This is a genomic window from Rhizorhabdus histidinilytica (assembly GCF_900167915.1).
Lineage (GTDB): Bacteria > Pseudomonadota > Alphaproteobacteria > Sphingomonadales > Sphingomonadaceae > Rhizorhabdus > Rhizorhabdus histidinilytica.
This window is the reverse complement of the sequence record NZ_FUYM01000007.1, coordinates 143,638-169,094: the sequence shown is the minus strand read 5'-3', so window position 1 is coordinate 169,094 and position 25,457 is coordinate 143,638. Positions and strand designations below refer to the sequence as shown.

Here is a 25,457-nt window from a genome sequence, read left to right as displayed (position 1 = left end):
GAGATCACATTGCCGTCGGTTTCATGTCTCGCCGCAGGGAGAAAGCCGCCGCGAGCCGCGGCTTTCGCGCCACCGAGCCATAGGAGAGGAAAGCATGACGACCGACTATGATCCCGCCGAAGTCGCCGACCGGATGGCGATCAACGACACGATCATCCGCTACACCCATGCGCTCGACGACCATGAGATCGACGTGCTCGACACGGTCTTCACCCCGGATTGTCAGTTCGACCTGACCTCCGCCGGCGCGATGCGCGCGCCGTGGCCCGAGGTGAAGGCCTTCTTCCGTAAGCTGGGCGAGACGGTCAGTCGCGATATGCACATGTTCGGCATGTCGCGCATTACATTCACCGATGCGAGCCGGCAGATGGCCCACGTCAAATCCAAGGTCATCAACCCGGGCGGATCGATCGGCGAGGACGGGCGCGAGCATTTCTACCAGATCCACGGCCATTATGAGGACGTGTTCGTCAAGACCGCCGAAGGCTGGCGGATCCGCGAACGGACCTGGCGCCATGGCTGGATCAGCGGCGACTATCCGCACGCCGAGATGCCGGGATCGGTCCGCGCCGACATCGCCCGCAGGCTCGGCGAGATCGCCTGAACGCGTTGAGCGCCTGGCGCGCCGCTCCGGTTCAGCGACCGGTGAAGGTGGGCGCCCGCTTTTCGCGGAAGGCGATCGCGGCTTCCTTGACGTCCTGCGTCCGGACGCAGCGCGCGCTGTTATAGGCCTCGCGCTCGATCACCGCCTCGAGTCCGCCGGTCTCGGCCAGTTCGAGGTTCTGCTTCATGTAGCGGAAGGCGACGCCCGGCCCCTCGGCCAGCGCTCGGGCCATCGCCATCGCCTCCCCTGCGAAATCGGCCGCGGGCGCGACCCTGTTGACGAGGCCCAGCCTTTCAGCGGCGGCCGCGTCGATCTTCTGGTCGAGGAACAGCAACTCCGCCGCGCGCGAAGCGCCGACCAGCCGGTTGAGGAAATAGCTGATGCCGAGGTCGCCCGACAGGCCGATACGGGCATAGGCGGTCCGCAGCACCGCATCGTCCGCCATGATCCGCAGATCGCAGGCCAAGGCCAGCGTCAGCCCCGCGCCGGCCGCCGCGCCGTTGACCAGCGCGATCGTCGGCTTGGGCATGCGGCTGAGCAGCAGCGTGGTGCGGCCATGACCACGCAGCGTATCGGCGCGCTCCTCGACGGTCTCGGGGACGCTGGCCTTCTCGGCCGCGTCGGCGCTGCGGCGGACATCGCCGCCCGAGCAGAAAGCCCGTCCCGCCCCGGTCAACGCGACCGCGCCGACCGCAGTGTCCGCGGCCGCCTGCGCCACGGCATCCTGGAGCAGATGGTGGAGCTCAGGCGTCAGCGCGTTGAGCCGCTCGGGCCGATTGAGCGTGATGATCCGCAGCCGCCCCTCGTCACGGACGATCAGCTCGGCTTCGACGGCGCCGCTCACCGGAGTGTCCACGGCTTGGATTTCAGGCTGGCGGGGGCCGGCTTCACCGGCGACGTCGCCTTGCTGATCTGGATATACTTGACGGCGTTGCTGACCGCCTGGGCGCGTGGCAGGCTCTGCGCCTCCCACAGCGCGCGCACGCTGCCCTGGGTGGGCAGCGGCTCGCGCGCGGCGATGCTCTCGGCCAGAGCCTGCGCTCGCGGCCACAGGTCCTCGCGGCGGGTGATCTCGGTGACCAGGCTCATCCGCAGCGCGGTCGCCGCGCTGATCCGCTCCTCGTCGGCGAGCAGCACCATCCGCGAAATCTCCTGATAGGGAATGCGCCCCAGCGCGCCGATCGGTTCGACCGACGACAGCTTGCCGAATTTCAGGTGCGGATCGAAGAAGGTCGCCTCCTCCGAGCAGATCGCGATGTCGGCCTCGTTGAGCCAGTAGAAGGCGCCCCCCGCCGCCATGCCGTGGACGGCGACGATGAACGGCTTCCACACGCGGTTGCTCTTGGGACCCAGCCAGTCGCCGGGATCGTCATAGTCGAACGGCGCAGGCTCGGCGCCCGGCGCGCGCCAGCCCTCGCGGATGTCGACGCCGGTACAGAAGGCCTTGCCCTCCGCCGCGCGCAAAACGACGACGCGCACATCCTGGCTGTCGCGCACCGCGGTCCAGAGATTGCGGAAATCCTGGATCATCGCCTGGTTGAAGCTGTTCGCCTTGTCCGGGCGGTTGAGCGTCACGGTCAGCACGCCGCCGGCCAGATCGACGAGGATGGCGGAATAGTCGCTTTGCTGCATGGTCATCACCAATGGCTAAACGCGGCGTGCGACGCCCGAAAGGATGCGAACGACGCCATTCAGGGCAATCGGGCCGCCCTATCCGGGCGCGCATCCGGATCGGGTTCGAACAGCGGCAACCAGACGTCCTCGATATTCTCGAACACCACCCGCACGGGCAGGCCGATATGGATGTCCTCGAAGGCGCAGTTGACGATGTTGGTGGTGAGGTTGAGCCCCGGCTGCTCGACCAGGGTGACGATCGCGACGGCATAGGGTTGCTTGAGGTCGCCCCACCAGGGCTGGCGATTGATCGTCCAGGTCTCGACCGTGCCCCGGCCCGACACCGGCTCGGGCCTCACGTTGCGCGAATGGCAGTTGCGGCAGGCGTCGACGTGCGGATGGATCCACAGCCGGCAATCCTGGCAGCGGGTGATGCGCAGCACGCCGTCCTTGCCGCTACGCCAGAATTCGCCCTTCGGCCCGTCGGCGATCGCCGGCAGGTAGCGGCGTGGCGGCGCGTTGGTCAGCGGTGTCGTCATGGCGGTCGTCCCTTCCTGACCATGGCGCTACCGCGCGCCACCCCTCCTGTCCAATCGCCCCCTTTGACGCGAAACCCCGGGAATCCGGGGTTTTCGCCCCCGACAAGGGGCATCGCGCCAAGATGAGCCCGATCGCGTATGGCCATTCGGCGCAATGATCTGAAAATGAAGGGAAGACGACGGGGATAGCAAGAGGACGCGATGATGGTGATTCGCAACGGCGGGCTGCAGGCGGCGATCACCGGCGTCGGCATGTGCGCACCCGGCCGCGGCACGCCCCGGCCGATCATGGACGTGATGCTCGATGCGGTCGACGAGGCGCTGGCCGATGCGGGACTGACGCTGAAGGACATCGACGGCATCTCCACCTTCCCGCTGCGAGCCTCCTACGAGAATGACTCGCCGATCGACGTCACCCTGCTCAAGGAGACGCTGGGGATCGAGTGCAACCATTTCTCCGGCGGGGTCGAGGGACCGGGGCAGTTCACCTCGATCATGGCCGCTGTCGGCGCGATCCTGTCGGGCCAGGCGCGCCATGTGCTGTGCTACCGCACCCTCGCTCAATATACCCAGCAGCTGATCGATCGTGCGACCCCGGCGAAACCAGGGCCCAAGCCGCGCGTCTCGGGCAAATGGATGTACCATCGTCCGTTCGACGTCATGTCGCCGGTCACCTGCACGGCGATGATGCTGCGCCGGCACATGCACGAGTTCGGCACGACCAGGGAGCAGGTCGCCGCGACCGTGCTCAATTCGCGCCGCAACGCGCAGCGCAATCCCCGCGCGCTCCATCGCGGCCCGCTGACGATGGACGACTATATGAACGCGCGGATGATCTCCGATCCGCTCGGCCTCTACGATTGCGACGCCCTGCTCGACGCTTCGACCGTCATCATCGTCTCGGCGCTCGACGCGGCCAGGGACCTGCGCAAGCCGCCGATCGTGATCGAGGCGATGAGCGGCCGGATCGCCGGGCGCTACAGCTGGGATCAATATGAGCCGCTATGGGGCATGATGGCGCTGGAGACCGGGCCGCATCTGTGGACCCACACCGATCTCAAGCCCAAGGACGTCAAGCTCGCCAATCTCTATGACGGCTTCAGCTTCCAGGCGATGCTGTGGCTGGAGGCGCTGGGCTTCTGCAAGCATGGCGAGAGCGGCCCCTTCGTCGAGGACGGCACGCGCATCGCGCTCGACGGAGAGCTGCCGCTCAACACCGGGGGCGGCCAGCTCTCGGCCGGGCGCATGCACGGCTATGGCCTGCTGTGGGAGACCTGCATCCAGCTTTGGGGCGAAGGCGGCGAGCGACAGGTGCCCAACGCTCCCAAGGTCGGCGTGACGGCGGCCGGCGGCGGCCCGCTGGCGGGATGCCTGCTGCTACGCCGCGATTGATCAGTCCATCAGCAGCACGGTCTTGCCAAGCCCGGCACCCGACGCCGCATGGTCCAGCGCCTCGCGATGGCGCTCGAACGGGAAGGTCGCCCCGACCGGCGCACCGACCGAACCTTCCGCCAGCCATTGCCGGAGCAGCGCCCGGTTCGCCTCGGCGCGCTCGGGCTGTCGGAGGTTGAACTGGCGCACGTCGACGCCGACCAGCATCGCGCCCTTGAGCAGCGGCAGATTGGCCTTGAGCGATGGGATCGGCCCGCCCGCGAAGCCGATCACCAAGTGCCGGCCGTTCCAGGCGAGGCTGCGGAACGCCGGTTCGAACAGCGGGCCGCCGACCGGATCGACGACGATATCGGGGCCACTCCCGCCACAGGCCTCGGCCAGCCGGTCGCGCCACCCGTCGGGATCGGTGTCGATCGCCATGTCGGCGCCCAGCCGCCGCGCGAAATCGCGCTTGGCCTCGCTCGATCCGGTGGCGACGACCCGAGCGCCGAGCCGCTTCGCGAGCTGGACCGCAGCGCCGCCGACTCCGCCCGCCGCGCCGATCACCAGCACCGTCTCGCCGGACGCGACGCCGCCGCGATCGACCAGCGCATGCATCGCGGTCAGCCAGTTGGCGCGGATCGCCGCCGCTTCGGCGAAGGACATCGCATCGGGGATGCGGGCGATCTGCACGGCCGGCGCCACGACATGGTCGGCGAAGCCGCCGCGCACCGACATCAGCGGGATCACCCGCATGCCCACAGCCAGCCCCTCCACCTCCGGGCCGATCGCGTCGATCTCGCCCGCCACCTCGACGCCGGGGACGAAGGGCACCGTCGCGGCGAGCTGATAGCGCCCCGTCGCGTGGAGCGCGTCGACATAGCCAACGCCGCAGGCGCGGACGCGCAGGCGGACCTCGCCCGCTGCCGGCACGGGCAGCGGCTCGCGCTCGATGGCATAGGCGTCGAGCTCGCGCACGGTGCGCGTCCGGACCACCCGGCCCGTCGCGATGATGCGCTCGTCTTCGGGCATCCGTTCCTCCCTTCCGATCTTGTCCGGACGACCATAGCGCCGTGCCGGGAAACCGGTCAGCCGAGGGCGGAAGTATTGCGGGGCATGTCTCCTTATCGGCCGGGAAAAGCCCGGATTATCGCCGAATTTCGCGACCGATCATGGACCATGAGAGGCCCCGCAACTATTGACGGTTCGTCAGTTCCTGTTAGGTCTTGGAGCCAGGGGACGGATGAATGAGAGACTATCAGCGCATTCGCTACGAGCTCGATGACCATGTCGCGACGGTGACGATCGCGCGGGCCGACGTCCGCAATGCGCTCGACAATCTCGCCAATATCGAGCTGGGCCAGGCGTTCGACGATTTCGCCGCCGATCCCGACGCCTGGGTCGCGATCATCACCGGCGAGGGCGACAAGGCGTTCTGCGCCGGCAACGACCTGAAGGCGCGGGCGCGCGGCGACGTGCTGACACAGGACAAGTGGAGCGGCGGCTTCGGCGGCCTCGCCCGCCGGCACGACCTGTTCAAGCCGGTGATCTGCGCCGCGAACGGCAGCGCGCTGGGCGGCGGGTTCGAGATCGTGCTCGCCTGCGACATCGTCGTCGCCGCCGACCATGCCCGCTTCGCCCTGCCCGAGGCGCGGATCGGCCAGCTCGCGGGCGCGGGCGGCGCGCACCGCCTGCCGCGCGCGCTGCCCTGGCAAAGGGCCATGGGCATGCTGCTGACCGGCCGCGACATCGATGCGGCGACCGCCCGCGACTGGGGCCTCGTCAACGAGGTGGTGCCGGGCGAGGACCTCATGCCCGCCGCGCGGCGCTGGGCCGCCGAGCTGGCCGGCCTGTCGCCGCTGGCGCTGCGCGCCGCCAAGGAGGCCGCGTCACTCGGTCTGCACATGCCGCTCGAGGAGGCGATCGGAACCTCCTTCCCCGGTCGCGACCTATTGCGCGCGTCGGACGATTTCCTCGAAGGTCCGCGCGCCTTCGCCGAGAAGCGCCAGCCACGATGGACCGGACGGTGACTGCCGCCGCCGACATCGTCGTCACCCGCGACGGGCCGGTCACGACCTTCCTGCTCAACCGTCCCGAGCGGCTGAACGCGTTCACCGCCGAGATGCATCATGCGCTGCAGGAAGCGCTCGACGCCTTCGCGGCCGACGACGGCCAGCGGATCGGCGTCGTCACCGGGGCCGGCGAAGCCTTCTGCTCGGGCTCCGACCTCAAGGCGATCGCCGAACGCCGCGCGCGCGGCGAAGGGAGGATCGGCCTGCCGCGCTGCGGCTATGCCGGGCTCGTCCAGCGCTTCGACCTCGACAAGCCGCTGATCGCGGCGGTGAACGGCGTCGCGGCCGGCGGCGGGTTCGAGATCGCGCTCGCCTGCGACCTGATCGTCGCGAGCGAGACGGCGCGCTTCGGCCTGCCCGAGCCGCGCGCCGGCTTCGTAGCGGTCGGCGGCGGCCCGCACAGGTTGGTCCGTGAGATCGGCCTCAAGCGGACGATGGACCTGGTGCTGACCGGCCGGCTGGTGGACGCCGCCGAAGCCCGCGCGCTGGGCTTCGTCAACGAGGTGGTCCCTGCCGCCAGCCTGTCCGACGCGGTGGCTCGCTGGGCCGATGCGATGCTGAAGGGCGGGCCGGCGGCGCTGCGCGCCTCCAAGGCGCTGGTCCATCGCAGCATCGACGCACCGAGCCTCGCCGCCGCGATCGGCGACCAGGACGGCCTGCCGGCGATGCAGCGCTGGCGCGCGAGCGGCGAGACGACGGAGGGGCCCCGCGCCTTCGCCGAAAAACGCCCCGCACCGTGGATGCCCGCGTGACGGCGGCGGCGATCGCGGGCGTCCGCGTCATCGACGCCTCGACCGGGCTGGCCGGATCGGTGGCGGCGCTGATGCTCGCGGAGTCGGGCGCCGACGTCGTCAAGGTCGAGCCGCCCGCCGGCGATCCGCGCCGCGGCACCGTCGCCTTCGCCGCCTGGAACCGATCGAAACGCAGCATTGCCATGGATCTGGCCGGCGCCGACGCCATGGCGTTCGGCGAGCTTCTGAACGGCGCCGACGTGCTGATCCATGACGGCGCGCTGCCGCTGCCCGACCTTTCCACACATCCGCATCTGATCACCTGCCGCATCTCGGGCGTGCCCGACGGCTTCGCCGGGGACCTTCCCGCCGACGATTTCCTCGTCATGGCAGCCAGCGGCGCACTGGCCGAGCAGCCCGCGCTGCACCGCGACGGGCCGGCCTTCATCCAGCTTCCGCTCGGCAGCTGGTGTGCCGCCTGGCTCGCCGCGATCGGCATCGGCGCGCGCCTCGCCCAGGTCGCGCGCGGCGGCGCGCCGGGGCCGGTCGACACCAGCCTGCTCCAGGGGATGCTGGTGCCGCTGATGATGCTGTGGCGTCATGCCGAGACGCCGACGCCAGGCTTCGACGGGCGGATCGACAAGAGGGTGCTGCCCTCGATCTTCGAATGTGCCGACGGCGTCTGGCTCCACATCATGAAGAATGCGGACGACACCCCGCTGATGCGGCAGCTGCTCGACGAGATGGGGCCGGACGAAGTGGCGAAGGCCAATGCCGAATGGCCGCCCCATTTCCGCTACACCAACTGGGGCGCCAATGTCCGGGCGTTTCGGAGCCGCCCCAGCGCCGAGTGGCTCGCCGATCTCTGGGCCGCCGACATTCCGGTGCAGCCGGCGCTGCCGGTCGGCGCACTCTATGACGACGCCCAGGCGCGAGCCAACGCCTATGTCGTCGAAGTCGACGATCCCGACCTCGGCCGCGTCCGCCAGCCGGGCTTCCCGCTGAGGATCGATCCGCCCGGCGGGGTCAAGGGCCCTGCCCCCCGCGCCGACGAGCATCGCGCCGCGCTGCTGGGTGAGGCCCGGCCGCGCAAGGCCACGCCGCCGCCGTCCACGGGCCGGCCACTGCTCGACGGCATCCGCGTCGTCGACTTCGGCAATTATCTCGCCGGGCCGCTATCGACGATGATGCTCGCCGATCTCGGCGCCGACGTCATAAAGGTCGAGCCGCTGGCCGGCGACCCGATGCGCGCCAACGAGTCCGCCTTCCTCGGCTGCCAGCGCGGCAAGCGCTCGCTGGCGCTCGACCTGGGCCATGCCGGCGCGCGCGCGGTGATCGCCCGGCTGGTGGCGGGCGCCGACATCGTCCACCATAATCTGCGCCTGCCCGCGGCGCGGCGCTTCGGCCTCGACTATCCCGACCTGCGCGCGATCAGGGGCGACGTGATCTTCGGTCATGTCAGCGCTTATGGCCCGGCCGGCGAGCGATGCTACTGGCCCGGCTACGACCAGCTGTTCCAGGCCTCGGCCGGCTGGGAGCTCGCCAATGCCGGCGAAGGCAACCGGCCGGTCTGGCTGCGCTTCGGCATGATGGACCATCTCTGTGCCATGTCGCTGGCCTATGGCATGCTGCTGGCGCTGATCCGGCGCGAGACCAGCGGTGAAGGATCGCAGGTGGCCGCCTCGCTGCTGGGTGCCAGCATCCTCACCATGGCCGATGTGGCGATGCGGCCCGACGGGACCTTGATCGGCCGCTCCGACCGGCTCGACCGCCTTCAGCTCGGTCCGTCGCCGGGGCGGCGGCTGGCGTCCTGCGCTGACGGCTGGGTCGCCTTTGCGGGGCCCGAGGACAAGGCACCCGACACCGAAGCGCTGGCAGCGTTGCCGGCGCGCGAAGCCGTGGACCGGCTGCGCGCGCGAGGCTTCGCGGCGGTGATCGTCGAGGAGGGCGGCGGGCCGGCTTTCCTGTTCGACGAGGATCATGTCCGCCAGGGTCTCGTGGCCAGCTATCCGCACCCGGTCTACGGCAGGCTGCGACATCCCGGCGCCTTCTGGTCGATGCCCGACGCGCCGCTCACGATCGGCCGCGCGCCGCCGGTGGCGGGCCAGCATGGCCGGGATATCCTGGAAGGCATCGGCTTTTCGGGCGACGATATCGACGCGCTGGTGCGCGACCGGGTGGTGATGCTGCCCGAGACATGAGGACCGATCGATGACAGGACGCTTGCAGGGCAGGATCGCGGTGGTGACGGGCGCGTCGCGCGGCATGGGCTTCTCGATCGCCGAACGCCTTGCGGCCGAGGGCGCGAGCGTCGTGCTGACGGCGCGCAACTTGGACGAGCTCGCCGCCGCCGCCGCGCGGATCGGGCCGGCGGCGTTGGCGATCCCCTGCGACATCGGCGACCCCGCCTCGGTGCGCCGGCTCTTCGCGACCGTGCGGGAACGGTTCGACGGGCTCGACATCCTGATCAACAACGCGGCGCTCGCCTCGCCCAACCCGATCGAGGAGGCGGACGACGCATCGGTCCAGCTCGAGGTCGCGGTCAACATATTGGGCCCGCTCTACTGCTGCCGCGAGGCGATCCCGCTGATGCGCGCGCGAGGCGGCGGCGACATCGTCAACATCAGCTCGGAATCGGTGCGCCATCCCTATCCGCACCTGACCCTCTATGCCGCCACCAAGTCGGCGCTGGAGACCTTCTCCGCCGGGCTGCAGGGCGAGGTCGCCGACGACCGCATCCGCGTCACCGTCTACCGGTCGGGAAACGTCCGCGGCACCTTCAGCCGGAACTGGTCGGACGAGGCGCGGGCGCGGGCGCGCACCGCCGCGCGCGACCGGGGCTTCTATCACCAGTCGGGCGCGCAGATCGAACCCGAGATTCCCGCCGGGATGATCGCCGACCTGCTGGCCCTGCCCTTCGAGGCGCAGGTCGACCTGATCGAGCTGCGCGGCATCCAGCCGTCGAGCAAGACCATCGCCGCGCGCGAGGCCATGGACCCGTCGAAGGTCTAGCCCCCCTCATCCAGTATCCGAAAGGTCGTCCACTCCATGACACTGAAGCTCCAGAACAAGCTGTATATCGGCGGCGCGTTCGTTTCCGGCGCGGCCGGCACCGACAGGATCATCAACCCGGCCAATGAGGACGTCATCGGCGAGGCGCCGGTGGGATCGGTGGACGATGCCCGCTCGGCTGTCGCCGCCGCGCACGACGCCTTCGTCTCGGGCCCGTGGCGGCGCCTGTCCCGGCATGACCGCATCGCCCATATGCGCCGCTTCTACGAGGCGCTGGAGCATCGCAAGGATGAGATCATCGCGATCCTGATCGCCGAGGCGGGCGCCACCGTCTCGCTTGCCAACGGCGCGCAATGGGCGACCGGCATGAAGCATTTCCGCTATTATATGGAAGCGGCGGCGCAGGATTTCACGAAGCTGAGCCGGCCCGAGGTGACTCCCGCGGCCGGCGGCGTCAAATGGCTCGGCACCAGCGTCGTCCGCTACGATCCCGTGGGGGTCGTCGCCGTGATCACCCCCTACAACTATCCCTTCATGCTCAACCTGGTGAAATCCGTGCCCGCGCTGTTGATGGGCAATACGGTGGTCCTCAAGCCTTCGCCCTACACCCCCTATTCCGCGCTGGTCCTGGGCGACATAGCGCGCGAGGCCGGCCTGCCCGACGGCGTGTTCAACGTCGTGACCGGCGGGTTGGACGTCGGCGAGCTGCTGACGACCGACAAGCGCGTGCGGCTGGTGACCTTCACCGGCTCCGACATGGTCGGCGCCGCGATCATGGCGCAGGCCGCGCCGACGCTGAAGCGGCTGTTGCTGGAACTGGGCGGGAAGTCGGCGATGATCGTGCGGCCGGACGCCGATATCGGCAAGGCCGTCAGTACCGGGCTGCGCGGCTTCTCCTCGCATGCCGGCCAGGGCTGCGCGCTCAACACGCGCCATCTCGTCCACAATTCGATCCGGGCCGACTATGTCGCGCGGCTCAAGGAAGCGGCCGAGCGCGTCGTCGTCGGCGACCCCGCCGATCCCAGAACGGAGATGGGCCCACTGATCCGGGCCGTGGCGCGCGACCGCGCCGAGAAATATGTGCAGATCGGCCTCGACGAAGGCGCCAGGCTGGTGACCGGCGGCAAGCGGCCGGACCACTTGACCAAGGGCTTCTTCTTTCAGCCGACCTTCTTTGACGACGTCGCCAATGGCTCGCGGCTCGCCCAGGAAGAGATTTTCGGGCCGATCGCGGCGGTCATCGGCTATGACACGGACGAGGAAGCGATCCGCATCGCGAACGACAGCGACTTCGCGCTCGCCTGCTACATCCTCACCAACGATGCCGGCACCGCCTATGAGATGGCGCAGCAGATCAACAGCGGCCGCTGCGCGATCAACGGCGGCGCGGGCACTCAGCTTTCCGACGAGCCGTTCGGCGGCAACCTGCGCTCCGGCTTCGGCCGCGAGAACGGCATCGAGGGATTGCTCGAGTTCACCAACGCCAACGCCATCTCCTTCCACGCGGCCTGATCGCGCAGCGCGAGCGAGAGATGCCGGGCCGTTGTGCGCCGGCAGCGGAAAGAGGGAGGAAAAGGATGAGCACCGTCACACGCAGGAGCGGGCCTGCGATCCACGACCGATCGGGGGTGATCGGTTACAGCCTGTCGGGCGCCTTCTACCTTCCGCCGCAGGAGACGATCGCGATCGAGCGGGGCGAAGGCGTCCGGCTGATCGACACCGACGGCAATGCCTATATCGATCTGCTCGCGGGCAGCGGGGCGGTGCTGCTCGGCCATGGCAATGCCGAGATCGCCGCGGCGATCGCGGAACAGGCGCGCAAGGGCACCCATTTCTACGTCCTCAACGAACGCGCGATTGAGCTGGGAGAGACACTGCGACGGATCATCCCCTGCGCCGAGGAGATCAAGTTCCTGCCCTCCGGCTCCGAAGCGTCGATGAACGCCTTCCGCATGTGCCGGGCCTTTACCGGCAAGCAGAAGATCATGAAGTTCGAAGGCTCGTTCCACGGCACCAACGACTATGCGATGATGTCCGGCTGGTCGCAGTCGCCTGGCTATCCGGTGCCCAGTGTGGATTCGCTCGGCATCCCCGACGCCATCCGCGACCTCGTCTATGTCGTCCCTTGGAACGACCTGGAGACCACCGAGAAATATCTGCGTGCCCATGCGCATGAGGTCGCCGCGCTGATCTGCGAGCCCGTCCAGCGCACCGTCCCGCCGGTGCCCGGTTTCCTGGAGGCGATCCGCCGCATCACCGCCGAACTGGGCATCCTTCTCGTCTTTGACGAGATGGTGACGGGCTGGCGCATGGCGCTGGGCGGAGCGCAGGAATTTTATGACGTGACGCCCGACGTCGCGATCTTCGGCAAGGCGATGACCAACGGCCTGCCGATGACCTGCATCGCCGGCCGCGCCGACGTGATCGCCGGATCGCGCCCCGCCGGCGCGCCCGCGATCGGCTCGCGGGTCTTCTTCGGCGGGACGCTGAACGGCAATCCGCTCTGCGCGGCGGCAGCACTGCAGGCGATCGCCATCTATGCGCGGCCTGGCGGCCATGCGCATCTGCGCCACATCGTCGGGCAGCTCAAGCAGGGCATCGCCCGCTCGGCGGCACGGTACGGTGTCCCCGTGCAGGTCGTCGGGCCCGACAGCTTCTTCCAGATATTCTTCAGCGAGACGCCGGTCGATAGCTTTGCGGCGCAGCAGGCCTCCGACAGCAGGCTCGGCTACGCCTTCTTCCGGGCCTGCCTCGACCGCGGGCTGATGATGAACAGCAATGCCCGCTGCTACGTGCCGATGGTGATGACAGAGGCCGAGGCCGACGCCGCGCTGGCGATCATGGACGATGCCTTCGCCGCCGTCGCGGCGCTCGGCTGATGGGCCGCGAGATCTTCCAGGGCGATCCGCCGGTGCCCGGCCTTCCCCAGGCCGTGAAGGTGGGCGATACCATCTATGTGTCGGGCACCACCGCTCATGCGGAAGGCCGTGAGCCGTCCCCCGACATGGCGGAGCAGATGCGTGCCGCCTATGCGAAGATCGGCGAGGCGCTCGCCCATTTCGGCGCCGGCCTCGGCGATGTGGTCGAGCAGACCGTGTTCGTCACCGACATGCCGGCTGCGCTCGCGGCCCGCCATGTCCGGATGGAGACCTATGGCAAGGCCGGCGACGGCCTGCCCGCCAGTGCCACGGTCGAAGTCACCGCTCTCGGCCGGCCGGGGCTGATGGTCGAGATCAAGGTGACGGCGCGGCTATGCTGACCGAACGCCTCGACGACGAAAGCCTGCTGGCCGATCCTGCGCCGCTGCGGCCCTGGTTCGACGCGCTGCTGGGCGGCCGGTCGCTGCCGATCACGCTGACCCGCGTGTCCGGCGGCGCCAGCAACAGCCTTTTCCTGGTCCGGCGTGGCGAGTGCCGCTACGCGCTTCGCCGTCCGCCGGCGACCGCCAACGACAGGACCTCGCACGATTTCGATCGCGAGCTGCGCCTCGCCCGCGCGCTCGCCACCACCGACATCCCCCACGCCCGGCTGGTCGGCGGCACCACCGAGCCCGGCTGGATCGGCGGGCCGTTCATCGTGCTCGACTGGATCGACGGCTTCACCCCGCGCGATCCGATGCCGGCGCCTTTCGCGGAGGACCGCGACCTGCGCCGTGCGCTGGGCGACTCGGTGATCGACGCGCTCGCCAGCATCGCGCGGGTCGACTGGCGCGCGGCGGGGCTCGATGGCTTCGGCAGGCCCGACGGTTTCCTTGCCCGACAGGTCGATCGCTGGCTCGCCCAATATGCCCGGAACCAGACCCGCGAGCTGGCCGGGCTCGACGCGCTGACCGACTGGCTGCGCACCAACACGCCGCCGGCGGCGACGACCGGGCTGATGCATGGCGACTACAGCTTCGCCAACGTCATGATCGCCCCCGACCGGCCCGCCCGCGTCGCCGCCGTGATCGACTGGGAATTGGCCACGATCGGCGATCCGCTGCTCGACCTCGGCCATCTGCTCAGCAGTTGGGCCGACGACACGACCGGACCGACCTGGGCCCATTACGTCCATTGGAATCGCGGCTTCCGCAGCCGCGCCGAGGCCGCCGCGCGCTATGCCGAGCGCAGCGGCCGGCCGATCGATCACCTGCCCTTCTACATGGCGCTCGCCCTCTTCCGCCTCGCGGTGATCCTGGAGGGAAGCTTCGCGCGGTACGTCCGCGGCCAGTCCGACAACCCGCGTCACGCCGCGTTTGAAGAGCGTGTTCCCAGCCTGATCGCCCAGGCGATGCGAACCATCGAAAGGGCATGACATAGGAGATCATAGCGATGTGGGATTTTTCCACGGATCCCGAGTTCCAGAAGAAGCTCGACTGGATGAAGCAGTTCGTCCGGGACGAGGTCGAGCCGATGGACCTCGTCTTCAACCGACCCGGCCATAATTTCGACGTCACCGACAAGCGCGCTCTGGCGGCCGTCCGGCCGCTCCAGGCCGAGGTGCGGCGCCAGGGCCTGTGGGCCTGCCACCTGACCCCCGACCTAGGCGGCCAGGGCTATGGCCAGGTCCAGCTCGCGCTGATGAACGAGATATTGGGCGCGACCAAATGGGGTCCGCGCGTCTTCGGCTGCCAGGCGCCCGACAGCGGCAATGCCGAGATATTGGCGAAGTTCGGAACGCCCGAGCAGAGAGCCCGCTATCTGGCTCCGCTGCTGGACGGCGAGATCGTCTCCTGCTTCTCGATGACCGAGCCGCAGGGCGGCTCCGACCCGCGCGTGTTCGAGACCCGCGCCGTGCGCGACGGCGACGAATGGGTGATCGACGGTTATAAATGGTTCTCGTCGCAGGCGCGCTGGGCCTCGTTCATCATCGTCATGGCGGTGACCGATCCAGCAGCCCCGGCCGCCGAGCGCTTCTCGATGTTCCTGGTCCCTGCCGAGACGCCCGGCGTCACGATCGTCCGCAACACCGGGCTGATGGGCGAGCATGAGGATGAGGGCGCGCACGCCTATATCCATTATGACAAGGTCCGCGTCCCGGCCGACGCGATGCTCGGCCAGGAGGGCGGGGCCTTCCACGTCGCTCAGGTGCGGCTGGGCGGCGGCCGCATCCACCACGCGATGCGGACGCTGGGCGCCGCGACAAAGGCCTATGAGATGATGAAGGAACGCGCCGTCAGCCGCTTCACCCAGGGCGGACCGCTGGCGGGAAAGCAGAGCACGCTCGCCGCGATCGCGGACAGCTATGTCGAGTTGCTCCAGTTCCGCCTGCTCGTCCTCCATGCCGCCTGGACGATCGACCAGGGCGATCGCGAGGCGGGCAAGATCGGCATCGGATCGGTCAAGATCATGAGCCCCCGCATCCTCAAGGACATCGTCGGCCGCGCGATCCAGCTGCACGGCTCGCTCGGCGTCTCCAACGAGCTGCCGCTGGGCGGCTATTGGGTGAAGGCGGCGTCGCAGGGGCTGGTCGACGGGCCGACCGAGGTGCACCAGATCGGTCTCGCCAAGCGCATCCTGAAGGACGCGAAGCCGGCAGCCGGCCTGTTCCCCAGCGAGCATATCCCGACCCGCGAGGCGGCGGCGCGCGAGAAGCTGGCCCGCTATATCGCGATGCGCGAGGAGGAATTCGCATGAGCGGGCCGAAGCCGGCGATCGACACCGGCAGGAACGGCTTCAACGGACTGGACGCGGATGAACTGCCCGATCCGTCGAAGCTGTTCGACATGAGCGGCAAAACGGTGCTGATCACCGGCGGCAGCCGGGGGATGGGCCGGGCCATGTCCCATGGCTTCGCGGCCGCGGGCGCGGACGTGATCGTCACGAGCCGCAAGCTCGACGCCTGCGAGGCAGTGGCTGCCGAGATCCGGAGCGCGGGCCGCCGTGCGCTGGCGGTCGCCTGCCATGTCGGCAAGTGGGACGATATCGAACGGTTGATGGAGGCGGCCTATGGCGAATTCGGCCGGATCGACGTGCTGATCAACAATGCCGGCATGTCGCCGGCATCGCCCTCTTCCGACAGCGTGTCCGAAGCGCTGTTCGACAAGATCCTGGACGTGAACTTCAAGGGCCCCTTCCGCCTCACCGCGAAGGTCGCGAAGCGCATGGCCGAGCAGGGCGGCGGCAGCATCATCAACGTATCGAGCCTGTCGGCGATCCGGCCGAGCCCGGCCACCTCGCCCTATGCCGGCGCGAAGGCGGCGCTCAACGCGGCGTCGGTCGCGATCGCGCTCGAATATGCGGCTCGGGGGGTCCGCGTGAACGTGATCGCGCCGGGCGCCTTCGCGACCGACATTGCCCAGGGCTGGGCCGATCCAGAACAGGTCCGCCTGCGCGCCGCCAGCCAGCGCGTCGCCGATCCGCGCGAGATCGTCACGGCGGCGCTCTATTTCGCCAGCGACTTCTCCAGCTTCACGACCGGCGCCAACCTCCGCGTCGACGGCGGCCGGGCGTAGCCGCGTCCCCCGTTATCCCAGCGAAGGCCGGGAGAAAGGAAAGGGGAGAAATAAAAAGCCCCCGCTCCTGCGAGCGGGGGCTCAGTTTACCCGATGGCTACGGGCTTCAGATCAGGCCCTTGCGGCGCTTGCGGCCCTCGGCCACGTCGCCGGCCGTCACCACGGGCACGAAGGTCTTGGCGACGTTGCCGGCGGTCACCGCAGCGCCCTCCTCGGCATATTCGCGGGCGTCCTTGCCGCCTTTCGACTGGACCGAGACGTCGACATGGGTCGCCTTGGCGCGCAGCGCGCCGACGGTGCAGTTCGCACGGCCGAGCTGCGCGACCGGATCGATGCCGTAGAAGCGATAGGCGTTCTGGTGGGTGATCTTGTCGATCACCGTCTCCGGCAGGTCCTTCACATTGTCCCACAGGTCCTCGGCTACGTGCGGCCAGGTGCAGTCCGAATGCGGATAGTCGCATTCATAGGCGATGATGTCCTCGCCGACCGCCTTGTAGTTGTCGCAACCGAAATGGTCGTCGATGAAGCAGGTCAGGAAATGCTCGCGGAACACTTCCGACGGCAGCTTGCCGCCGAAGTCGACGCGAACCCAGGGACCATGGTGACGAAAGGTGAAGTCCGCCCGTTCGAGCATGTAGGGAACCCAGCCGATGCCGCCTTCGGACAGCGCGAACTTCAGGTTCGGATAACGGAGCAGCGCCTTCAGGTGCAGCAGGTCGGCGGCGTCGGTGGCGATCGCCATCGGCATCGCGGTGATCCAGGCGGAGATCGGCGAAAGATCGGAATTGGCCTCCGGCGCAAGGCCGGTGCCGATGTGGCAGTTGAAGACGATCCCCTCGTCATTGGCCAGCTTCCACATCGGCTCCCAGACCGGATCATGGACCGAAGGCAGGCGGTTGCGCGACGCCGGGTTGGCCGGGAAGAAGACCGATCGGCTGCCTTTCTTCACCAGCCGCTTCATCTCCTCGAGCGTGGCGTCGAGGTCCCACAACGGCAGCAGCCCGGTCGGGAAGTAGCGGCCCGGATAGGGCCCGCACCATTCGTCGATGTGCCAGTCGTTATAGGCGCGCATCACCCGCTTGGTGTTCTCCTTGTCCTTGGCGTCCCAGAACCAGGAGCCGTCGAACCCGGCGAAGGTCGGGAACATCAGCGCGGTCATCTGGCCCATCGCGTTCATGTCGTCGATATGGGCTTCGGCATCCCAGACGCCCTTGCGCATCTGGTCGATGTTCATCGGCTCCATCCCATATTCCTCCTTGGGACGGCCGACCACGGCGTTGATGCCGACGGCGAAGGTGCGCTTGTTCTCATGCTCCCACCACCAGGAGGCATTGCCCAGTTCGTCGGTCACATATTGCGGTGCCAGCGCGCGGTGCTCCTTGGACAGATGCCGGTCGAACATCGTCGGCGGCTCGATCACATGATCGTCGACGCTCGCGATCACCATGTCTTCAAGGTTCATGCTCAATCCTCTCCACGGAGTCACCTCTTGATGGACCCATAAATAATGATTCGTCAGTTTTTAGGCAAGCGCGGAATCCGTGCGGTCCATTCGGGAAGCCCCGCCGATGATGCGGCTCTGTTCATATGCTTCCGGGCCACATCGCGCGGCATAACGGCAAGAAGGGCCGACGGGCCATCACAGCCGGAGAACGGAAGCATGAACAGTTCAGTGACGGACCGGATCATTCCCGGCCGCTTCGCGGGCAAGCGGGCGATGGTGACGGGCGGGTCGCGCGGGATCGGTGCCGCGGTCGCGCGGCGGCTGGGCGCCGAAGGCGCGCTGGTCGCGATCGCCTATCGCAGCCGTGGTCACGAGGCGGAGGAGATCGCTTCCGAAATCGCGACGGCCGGCGGCCGGGCCTTCGCCGTCCAGGCCGACATCGGCCAGCCCGGCGCGATCGACGCGCTGTTCGCGGCCTGGGACGAGACCGCGACCCGCATCGCCGGCGACGACCGGCTCGACATATTGGTCAACAATGCCGGCATCGCCTCCGCCGCGCCGCTGAGCGAAATCTACGAACATGCCTTCGACCGGATCTTCGCGATCAACACCAAGGGGCCCGCCTTCGTGTCGCAACAAGCGGTCCGGCGGATGACGCAGGGCGGACGGATCGTGACGATCGGATCGGGCGCGGCGAAACAGCCCGGCGCGCTCAATGGCGCCTATGGCATGTCGAAGGCGGCGCTGCTGGCGATGACCCGATCGCTGGCGGTCGAGCTGGGCCAGCACGGCATCACCGCCAATGTCGTGGCGCCGGGCTATACGAGGACCGACATGACCGCGCACATGCTGGCCGAGCCGCGCTTCGTCGAGCGGCTGGAACAGATCACCGCGCTGCGCCGGATCGGCGAGCCGGAGGACATCGCCGCCGTCGTCTGCTTCCTCGCCTCGGACGACGGCGGCTGGCTGACCGGCCAGTGGATCGAGGCGACCGGCGGCTATAAGCTGGTGCCGCCGGTCTGAACCCGGCGACCGGCCGCCACGGTCAGCCGCCGGCCACCAGCGAGCCGTCCTCGGCCAGCGCCATATTGGGGCTCCACACCACTTCCCAGGACACGCCCTGCGGGTCGTCGAAATAGCCGCTGTACAGCCCGCCATCGCGGTCACGCGGCGGACTCGTGACGACGGCCCCGGCGGCGGCGGCACGCAACAGCGCGTCGTCGACCTCGTTCCGGCTGGCCACGAAGCTGGCGAGCGACGTGGCGCCGCCCCTCGGCACCGCAACGCCGCGCTCGGCCGCGAGATAGCCGGCCGCGAGAAAGACGAGCACCACGCCGCCGGTCCGGTACATCACCGATCCGCTGCCGCCGGTCCGCCATGCGACCCAGCCCAGCCCGTCCTCGTAGAAGCCGCGCACGGCCCCGACATCTTCGACGCCGATCATCACCATGTTCATCGTCGGGCGCATGGCGCTCCTCCCCTTTTTGCTGTTCGTGCCGGTTCAGGCGCCGGTGAACACAGCCGGCCGCTTATCGAGGATCGCGCGCGCGCCCTCATGATGGTCCTCGGTGTGATGCATCAGCCCCTGGGTCGAGGCCGCCAGCTCAAGCATCGTATCGTAGCTGACCGACTGACCCTGCCGCAGCAGGGTCTTGGTGGCGCGAAGCTGATATGGCGGCTGCTGCGCGATCTCGGCGGCGAGCGCGCGGGCACGACCGAGCAGCGCGTCGGGCTCGACGACTTCGGAGACCAGGCCCCATTCGGCGGCCTTCTCCGCGGTGATGACCCGGCCGGTATAGAAGAGCTCGGCGGCGCGGCTCATCCCGATCACGCGCGGCAGGATCCAGGTGCCGCCGTCACCGGGGATGATGCCGACCTTGAGGAAGGTCACGCCGAAGCTGGCCTTGGTCGAGGCGAGGCGGATGTCGGCCAGACAGGCGAGATCGCAGCCCAGCCCGATCGCCGGACCGTTGACGGCGGCGATCAGCGGCACGTCGAGCCCGTGGAGCGCGCGGAGCGCCTTGTGGATATTGCCCCGATAGCCCTCGCGCACCATCGCCGGGTTGCCGGCGAAATTGCCCTCCCCCGCCAGCATCGCCTTGACGTTGCCGCCGGCCGAGAAGGCGCGCCCCTCCCCCGTCAGGATCGCGGCGCGGATGGTGCGGTCGGCGGCCAGCTCGGCGCAGGCGGCCGCGACCGCGTCGCCGTCGCCCAGCTCGCCGAGCGCGTTCATCGCCTCGGGCCGGGTAAGGGTCAGGGTGGCGACCGGGCCGTCGCGGTCGAGGCGGATGATCGAGGACATGATGGACTCCTGTTGGATCGAGGAAGGAAGCGAAGGATCAGCGGAACTGGGGCTCGATCCATTCGGGGAAGATGTCGGGCAGGCCGTCGCTGACCTTGCCGGGAAAGTCGGGATCGCGCTTCTCGAGAAAGGCCGCCACCCCTTCCCGCGCGTCGGCGGTGCCGGCGCGAGCGCGGATCGCGCGGGTATCGGCGCGATGCGCCTCCATCGGATGATCCTGCCCCAGCGCCCGCCACATCATCCGGCGGGTCAGTGCGACCGAGACCGGCGCCGCCTGCCCGGCGATCTCGGTCGCCAGCGCGCGGGCCGCCGGCAGCAGCTCCCCGGGCGGATGCACCGATCGGACGAGGCCGCGCTCGCGCGCTTCCCCGGCCGGCACGATGCGGCCGCTGTAACACCATTCGAGCGCGGTCGAGATGCCGACGATGCGCGGTAGGAACCAGCTCGACGCCGCCTCCGGGGTTACGCCGCGCCGGGCGAAGACGAAGGCGTAGCGGGCCGTTTCGGACGCGAGCCGCATGTCGAACGCGCAGCTGATCGACGCCCCCGCGCCGGCCGCCACGCCGTTGATCGCGCCGATGACAGGCTTGAGACTGCGGAAGATGCGCAGCGTCACCTGCCCCGCGCCGTCGCGGACGATGCCATTGACCGTCACCTTGTCCTCGTCCGTATCGCCCCGCGCCTGCGGATCGAAGGTCGTCGCCCCGCCCGAGACGTCGGCCCCCGCGCAGAACGCCTTGCCTGCCCCGGTCACGATCACCGCGCGTACCGCGTCGTCGGCGTCGGTACGGTCGAAGGCGGCGAGCAACTCGCGCCGCATCGCCGCGTCATAGACGTTGAGCCGGTCGGGCCGGTCGAGCGTGATCGTCGCGACGCCCTCGGCGACATCGAGCTTTATCGCCTGAAAATCCTCGCTTGCCATCAAAGCCTTCCTTCGCGGCCTCCGGCCGCTCTGATACGCCCATGGAAAATTGGGAGATGCCCATGACCTTGCCACGGTTCCTGCAGGATCGGCTGCGCTTGCCGGTGATCGGCTCGCCGATGTTCATCGTGTCGAATCCGCGCCTCGTCATCGCCCAATGCACGGCGGGGATCGTCGGCTCCTTCCCGTCGCTGAGCGCGCGTACGCCCGAGTTGCTCGACGAATGGCTCGACGAGATCGGCGCGGCGCTGGCCGCGCACGACGCCGCCCATCCCGGCCGGCCGGCCGCGCCCTTCGCGGTCAACCTGATCGTCCACCGCACCAATGCCCGGCTCGAAACCGACCTGGCGTTGTGCGAGAAGCATCGCGTGCCGATGATCATCACCTCGCTCGGCGCGCGGCCCGACGTCTATGCGGGGGCGCGGGCCTTCGGCGCGACGGTGTTCCACGATGTGATCCACGACGGCTTCGCCCGCAAGGCGGTCGACAAGGGCGCCGACGGACTGATCGCGGTGGCGGCGGGCGCGGGCGGCCATGCGGGGGCGCTGTCCCCCTTCGCGCTGGTGGCGGAGATACGGCGCTGGTTCGACGGGCCGCTCGCCCTGTCGGGCGCGATCGCGACCGGGGCCGGCATCCTCGCCGCACAGGCGATGGGCGCCGACCTCGCCTATATCGGATCGCCCTTCATCGCGACCGAGGAGGCGAATGCCCCCGACGGCTACAAGCGGATGATCGTCGACGGAACCGCCGACGACATCGTCTACACCGACTATTTCAGCGGAGTGCGCGGCAACTATCTCAAGCCGTCGATCCGCGCCGCAGGGCTCGATCCCGACGCGCTGGCGCCGGGCGACCCCGCGCGGACCAGCTTCGCCAGCGGGGGCGCCAAGGTCTGGCGCGACATCTGGGGATCGGGCCAGGGGATCGGCGCGATCGACGCGGTGGTCCCCGCCGCCGAGCGCATCGGCGATCTCGCGCGCGGCTATGCCGAGGCGCGGGTGCGGATGGGGCTGGCGCCCCGCTAGGGTCCCCGCGCTCATCGGTCAGCCAGGAAATCGCGCATGATCCGCACGAAATCATCGTGCCGGTCATGGTGGACCCAATGCCCCGCCCGTTCGAGCAGGACGACCTCGCCATTGCGGAAATAGCGGGCGCGGCCGTCGACCGCCGGGTTCGACGCCCAGCTGTCGGCACCATAGACCAGCAGGGTCGGACACTGGATCTCCGACCACAGCTCGTCAGGCTGGACGAGCGCCAGATCGGGCGGCATCGACCGGACATAATTGTCGAACTTCCAGCTATAGCTCCCATCCTCGTTGCGGATCGTGCCGTGGATCGTCAGGTGGCGGGCGCGATCGGCGGTCAGGTGCGCATTCTCCGCCTGCATGCGCTTCAACGCATCCTCCAGCGTCGGATAGCGCCGCGGCAGGCGGCCGGACATGGCGTGGCGCGTCTCGATCCAGGCGCGCATATGGTGCGACAGTGGCTGCATGCGCCGTTCGGCGAGCTTCACCGGCGACGGGCCGAGCCCCTCGATCGCCACCAGCTTGACCAGCTTCTCGGGATAGATGCCGGCATAGCGCAGCGCGATGTTGCCGCCCAGCGAATGGGCGACGATATACACCCGCTCCTTGCCCTGGACGCGGATCAGCTCGGCCAGGTCGTAGACGAAGCCGTCCATCGTGTAGCAGCCGTCGACCGACCAGGCGCTGTCGCCATGGCCGCGCAGGTCGGGGGCGATGACATGCCATTCGTCCCGGACCTCGCGCGCGATCCAGTCCCAGTTGCGGCAATGGTCGCGGCCGCCATGCACCAGGATCAGCAGCGGCGCGTCGGGATTGCCCCAGTCGACATAGTGCAGTCGCTGGCGCTGCGAGATGTAGAAGCGCGAAAAGGGCTCCGTACCGTCGGTCATGCTGTGCTCCCTCGCCTTGCCTTCGCACCGCCGCGGGGGATCGACAAGCGAGGCAAGGTGGCTGGCTCTGCAAAGCCCGCATCTCCGTATGCCCGCGCTTTTCGCCGCCGGCCTAGGTCTGCTGCCGAGAGGAGACGGCGATGACGGCCCGCATAGCGATCAGGCGTATCCTGCACACCATCCACGCGGTGCGCGACGTGCATGCCGCCCGCAAGCTCTACCAGGACGTATTCGGCGGCATCGCCTTCGCCGAGCGCTATCATGAGGGCGAGGATCGCGACATGGCGCTGCTCTACGCGGCGAACCACATGATCGAACCGATGGCACCGCGCCGACCAGACGAGCCCGACACCATCTTCTCCCGCTACCTCGCCAAATATGGCGAGAGCCTGCATTCGTTCGAGCTGCGGATCGAGGATGCGGTCGAGGCGGCGAGGCTGTGCCGGGAACGCGGTCTCGATCTCTCGACCGTCTATCCGAAATTCTTCTTCGTGAAGCCGGCATCGACCGGCGGGATCGTCGTCCAGCTCTGCGGCAAGCCGCTGGAGAACGATCCACAGGACTATCGCGGCTGGCGCCCCGACTGGATCGAGGGGCATCCGTCGAGCCTGCGGCGGCTCCACCACATCGCCTGCGTCGTGCGCGACATGGATGCGGCGATGGGCTTCTTCCTCGACGTGCTGGCGGGCGAGCTGATCAGCGACGGGCACATCGCCCACCCCCAGCCGGCCCGACAGGTCCGCCTGATGCTGGGCGACACCGCGGTCGCGCTGATCGCCGCCGACGATCCGGCGAGCGGTCCGATCGGCGCCTATCTGTCGGGGCCGGCCTCGGGCATCTACGCGCTGGTCTGGGAGGTCGACGACCTCGACGCCGCCCGCGCGCACATGGCGGCGATCGGCATCGCCCTGGCCGACCCGCAGCTGGAAGCGGACGGCATCGCTATCGATCCTGCCGCGATGCTCGGCGCGCGCCACGAGTTCCGGCTTTCCGGCTGATGCCGCTCAGGCCGACGCCCGGTGCCGCATGTTCTCCCCGACGTGCGGCGGCAGCGGCCGGATCGCCATCGTCCCCGCGAAGGTGAGCAGCGCGATCGCCCCATAGGACCAGATGAAAGCCGTCGGATCGTGCGGTCCGCCGCCCGCCTCCAGCACATGGGTCGCCAGGTTGAAGCCCATGCCGAGGCTGATCTGCTGGAAGATCGCGAACAGCACCGAGGCGTGACCGATCTCGTCACCCTCCACGTCGCTGTAGGACAGGGTATTCCCGGCGAGGAAATAGGAGGCGCGGATCGCCGCATGCGCGATCATCACCGCGCACATGACGATGATCGGCGTCGACGCGCTGAAGGTGGCGGGCACCAGCGTCAGCACGACCGTCACGCCGCTGCACAACAGCATCAGCCGTCTGAAGCCGAGCCGCCGGATGCCGATCGGACCGATGAAGCGCGAGGCCATCGAGCCGAGCGCGGCGGCGATCATCACCTGGCTCGCCTCGAGCGGCGAATAGCCGAGCCCGAGCTGGAGCTGGAGCGGCAACAGCAACATCAGCCCGCCCAGCGCCACGCGGTGCAGCCAGGTCGAGATCAGGCTCCAGCGCAGGGTGGCGTGGCGGAGCACGCGGAAATCCGCGATCGGTTCGAGCGCGCGCATCGCCTGGCGCAGATAGACGGCGGCGATCAGGCCGACTCCGGCCAGCCCGGCGATCCGCAGCGGCCAGGGATGCCCCGCAAGCGCACCGGTCTCGACCATCGCCATCGCCGCCAGGATCGTCGCGCCGGCAAGCAGGAAGCCGGGAAAGTCGAAGGCCGGTCGCCGGGCCGTGGTCAGCGGCGCCACGAAGCGGAACACCGCGACCATGCCGATCACCCCCACCGGCACGTTGATGAAGAATATCCACCGCCAGTTGGCGAACTCGATCAGCAGGCCGACCAGAGGCGGCCCGACCACCGGTGCGACGATCGCGGGCAGCGTGTACCATGCCATGCCGCGCACCAGATCCTCGCGCCGCACCGACGCAACCAGGATGATGCGCCCGACCGGAGTCATCATCGCCCCGCCGAAACCCTGCAACACCCGGGCGGCGACCAGCTGGGGCACGCTGCCGGCGAGACCGCAGCATATCGATCCGCCGACGAACAGCGCCATCGCGATCAGGAAGACGCGGCGCGCGCCGAACCGGCTCGCCAGCCAGCCCGAGGTCGGCACCAGCACCGCCACCGTCACCACATAGGCGGTGAGCGCCAGTTTGAGCTGGACGATCGAAACGCCGAAATGCCGCGCGATCGTGGGCAGCGCCATGGCGAGCGCCGAGGAATCCATCAAATCCATGAACAGGGCGCTGGCCACGACGATCGGCACCAGCCGCTCGCGCGTCAGCCAGCCGCCAGGGTGTGCCCCGTCCAAATCCGCCTGTTCCGCGCCGCCCTCATCTGTCATGCACGCAGCCTAGCGCGCACCGGCGGAAACGCCCCATAACGGCGCGCTTCGATTGCGGAG

Annotated in this window: 25 protein-coding genes; 15 read left to right on the top strand and 10 right to left on the bottom strand. The window is 68.9% G+C overall.

The genetic code is table 11. The features are described from left to right. Positions 1–94: 94 nt before the first annotated feature. Positions 95–604 (top strand): nuclear transport factor 2 family protein, encoded by a 510-nt coding sequence (locus B5X82_RS16375; protein ID WP_079649252.1) that lies wholly within the window; start codon positions 95–97, stop codon positions 602–604. 31 nt (positions 605–635) lie between these two features. On the opposite strand, the gene B5X82_RS16370 is transcribed toward B5X82_RS16375, so the two are convergent. From B5X82_RS16370 to B5X82_RS16360, 3 genes are read right to left on the bottom strand one after another with little or no spacing between them, the layout of a single operon-like run. Beyond that, on the bottom strand, positions 636–1,448 hold the full coding sequence (locus tag B5X82_RS16370) for an enoyl-CoA hydratase-related protein (RefSeq protein ID WP_079649251.1): 813 nt from the start codon (positions 1,446–1,448) through the stop codon (positions 636–638). Beyond that, entirely contained in the window at positions 1,445–2,242 is a 798-nt protein-coding gene (locus B5X82_RS16365; protein WP_223811217.1) for an enoyl-CoA hydratase/isomerase family protein, read from the bottom strand. The genes B5X82_RS16370 and B5X82_RS16365 overlap by 4 nt, the downstream gene beginning before the upstream one ends. Before the next feature lie 53 nt (positions 2,243–2,295). Further along, the gene (locus B5X82_RS16360) at positions 2,296–2,757 is read right to left on the bottom strand and encodes a Zn-ribbon domain-containing OB-fold protein (protein ID WP_079649249.1); all 462 of its coding nucleotides are present in this window, start codon (positions 2,755–2,757) and stop codon (positions 2,296–2,298) included. 201 nt (positions 2,758–2,958) lie between these two features. On the opposite strand from B5X82_RS16360, the gene B5X82_RS16355 reads away from it, so the two are divergent. After that, on the top strand, positions 2,959–4,149 hold the full coding sequence (locus tag B5X82_RS16355; RefSeq protein WP_079649248.1) for a thiolase family protein: 1,191 nt from the start codon (positions 2,959–2,961) through the stop codon (positions 4,147–4,149). Here B5X82_RS16355 and B5X82_RS16350 read toward each other — a convergent pair whose 3' ends face one another. Then, a complete protein-coding gene (locus tag B5X82_RS16350; RefSeq protein ID WP_079649247.1) occupies positions 4,150–5,160 on the bottom strand; it encodes an NADPH:quinone oxidoreductase family protein in 1,011 nt (336 codons plus the stop codon). It abuts the gene before it with no gap. 215 nt (positions 5,161–5,375) lie between these two features. Between B5X82_RS16350 and B5X82_RS16345 the strand changes: the two genes are divergently transcribed. The 10 genes from B5X82_RS16345 to B5X82_RS16300 all read left to right on the top strand — a co-directional run bounded on the left by B5X82_RS16345 (position 5,376) and on the right by B5X82_RS16300 (position 16,376). Next, a complete protein-coding gene (locus B5X82_RS16345) occupies positions 5,376–6,158 on the top strand; it encodes an enoyl-CoA hydratase-related protein (RefSeq protein ID WP_079649246.1) in 783 nt (260 codons plus the stop codon). Then, a complete protein-coding gene (locus tag B5X82_RS16340) occupies positions 6,143–6,952 on the top strand; it encodes an enoyl-CoA hydratase-related protein (protein WP_079649245.1) in 810 nt (269 codons plus the stop codon). The genes B5X82_RS16345 and B5X82_RS16340 overlap by 16 nt, the downstream gene beginning before the upstream one ends. Continuing rightward, complete coding sequence (locus B5X82_RS16335; protein ID WP_139385119.1) at positions 6,949–9,132, top strand: CaiB/BaiF CoA-transferase family protein; 2,184 nt, start codon at positions 6,949–6,951, stop codon at positions 9,130–9,132. Before B5X82_RS16340 ends, B5X82_RS16335 begins: the two co-directional genes overlap by 4 nt. Positions 9,133–9,142: 10 nt before the next feature. Beyond that, positions 9,143–9,943, top strand: coding sequence for an SDR family oxidoreductase (locus tag B5X82_RS16330; RefSeq protein WP_079649243.1), 801 nt, complete (start codon positions 9,143–9,145; stop codon positions 9,941–9,943). A gap of 36 nt (positions 9,944–9,979) precedes the next feature. Then, on the top strand, positions 9,980–11,455 hold the full coding sequence (locus tag B5X82_RS16325; RefSeq protein WP_079649242.1) for an aldehyde dehydrogenase family protein: 1,476 nt from the start codon (positions 9,980–9,982) through the stop codon (positions 11,453–11,455). Between the two features lie 65 nt (positions 11,456–11,520). After that, on the top strand, positions 11,521–12,822 hold the full coding sequence (locus B5X82_RS16320; RefSeq protein ID WP_176152597.1) for an aspartate aminotransferase family protein: 1,302 nt from the start codon (positions 11,521–11,523) through the stop codon (positions 12,820–12,822). Further along, positions 12,822–13,202 (top strand): RidA family protein, encoded by a 381-nt coding sequence (locus B5X82_RS16315; protein WP_079649240.1) that lies wholly within the window; start codon positions 12,822–12,824, stop codon positions 13,200–13,202. The genes B5X82_RS16320 and B5X82_RS16315 overlap by 1 nt, the downstream gene beginning before the upstream one ends. After that, positions 13,196–14,236 carry a phosphotransferase family protein gene (locus tag B5X82_RS16310; protein ID WP_079649239.1) on the top strand — a complete coding sequence of 347 codons (1,041 nt, stop codon included), beginning with the start codon at positions 13,196–13,198 and terminating at the stop codon, positions 14,234–14,236. The genes B5X82_RS16315 and B5X82_RS16310 overlap by 7 nt, the downstream gene beginning before the upstream one ends. Before the next feature lie 17 nt (positions 14,237–14,253). After that, entirely contained in the window at positions 14,254–15,558 is a 1,305-nt protein-coding gene (locus B5X82_RS16305; RefSeq protein WP_079649238.1) for an acyl-CoA dehydrogenase family protein, read from the top strand. Then, positions 15,555–16,376 carry an SDR family NAD(P)-dependent oxidoreductase gene (locus tag B5X82_RS16300; protein WP_079649237.1) on the top strand — a complete coding sequence of 274 codons (822 nt, stop codon included), beginning with the start codon at positions 15,555–15,557 and terminating at the stop codon, positions 16,374–16,376. The genes B5X82_RS16305 and B5X82_RS16300 overlap by 4 nt, the downstream gene beginning before the upstream one ends. A 106-nt stretch (positions 16,377–16,482) precedes the next feature. On the opposite strand, the gene B5X82_RS16295 is transcribed toward B5X82_RS16300, so the two are convergent. Beyond that, the gene (locus B5X82_RS16295) at positions 16,483–17,838 is read right to left on the bottom strand and encodes an amidohydrolase family protein (protein ID WP_079649236.1); all 1,356 of its coding nucleotides are present in this window, start codon (positions 17,836–17,838) and stop codon (positions 16,483–16,485) included. 198 nt (positions 17,839–18,036) lie between these two features. Between B5X82_RS16295 and B5X82_RS16290 the strand changes: the two genes are divergently transcribed. Continuing rightward, the gene (locus tag B5X82_RS16290) at positions 18,037–18,843 is read left to right on the top strand and encodes an SDR family NAD(P)-dependent oxidoreductase (protein ID WP_079649235.1); all 807 of its coding nucleotides are present in this window, start codon (positions 18,037–18,039) and stop codon (positions 18,841–18,843) included. A 22-nt stretch (positions 18,844–18,865) separates the two neighbouring features. On the opposite strand, the gene B5X82_RS16285 is transcribed toward B5X82_RS16290, so the two are convergent. From B5X82_RS16285 to B5X82_RS16275, 3 genes are read right to left on the bottom strand one after another with little or no spacing between them, the layout of a single operon-like run. After that, on the bottom strand, positions 18,866–19,288 hold the full coding sequence (locus B5X82_RS16285; protein WP_079649234.1) for a VOC family protein: 423 nt from the start codon (positions 19,286–19,288) through the stop codon (positions 18,866–18,868). Positions 19,289–19,321: 33 nt separating this feature from the next. Continuing rightward, the gene (locus tag B5X82_RS16280) at positions 19,322–20,122 is read right to left on the bottom strand and encodes a crotonase/enoyl-CoA hydratase family protein (protein ID WP_079649233.1); all 801 of its coding nucleotides are present in this window, start codon (positions 20,120–20,122) and stop codon (positions 19,322–19,324) included. A 37-nt stretch (positions 20,123–20,159) separates the two neighbouring features. Next, positions 20,160–21,044, bottom strand: coding sequence for a crotonase/enoyl-CoA hydratase family protein (locus B5X82_RS16275; protein WP_079649232.1), 885 nt, complete (start codon positions 21,042–21,044; stop codon positions 20,160–20,162). Between the two features lie 62 nt (positions 21,045–21,106). Here B5X82_RS16275 and B5X82_RS16270 point away from each other — a divergent pair, with 62 nt between their 5' ends. Next, a complete protein-coding gene (locus B5X82_RS16270; protein WP_079649370.1) occupies positions 21,107–22,069 on the top strand; it encodes an NAD(P)H-dependent flavin oxidoreductase in 963 nt (320 codons plus the stop codon). 11 nt (positions 22,070–22,080) lie between these two features. On the opposite strand, the gene B5X82_RS16265 is transcribed toward B5X82_RS16270, so the two are convergent. Further along, the gene (locus B5X82_RS16265; protein WP_079649231.1) at positions 22,081–22,959 is read right to left on the bottom strand and encodes an alpha/beta fold hydrolase; all 879 of its coding nucleotides are present in this window, start codon (positions 22,957–22,959) and stop codon (positions 22,081–22,083) included. Between the two features lie 140 nt (positions 22,960–23,099). On the opposite strand from B5X82_RS16265, the gene B5X82_RS16260 reads away from it, so the two are divergent. Next, the gene (locus tag B5X82_RS16260) at positions 23,100–23,957 is read left to right on the top strand and encodes a VOC family protein (protein WP_079649230.1); all 858 of its coding nucleotides are present in this window, start codon (positions 23,100–23,102) and stop codon (positions 23,955–23,957) included. 6 nt (positions 23,958–23,963) lie between these two features. Here B5X82_RS16260 and B5X82_RS16255 read toward each other — a convergent pair whose 3' ends face one another. Then, positions 23,964–25,397 (bottom strand): MFS transporter, encoded by a 1,434-nt coding sequence (locus tag B5X82_RS16255; protein WP_079649229.1) that lies wholly within the window; start codon positions 25,395–25,397, stop codon positions 23,964–23,966. Positions 25,398–25,457: the final 60 nt, after the last annotated feature.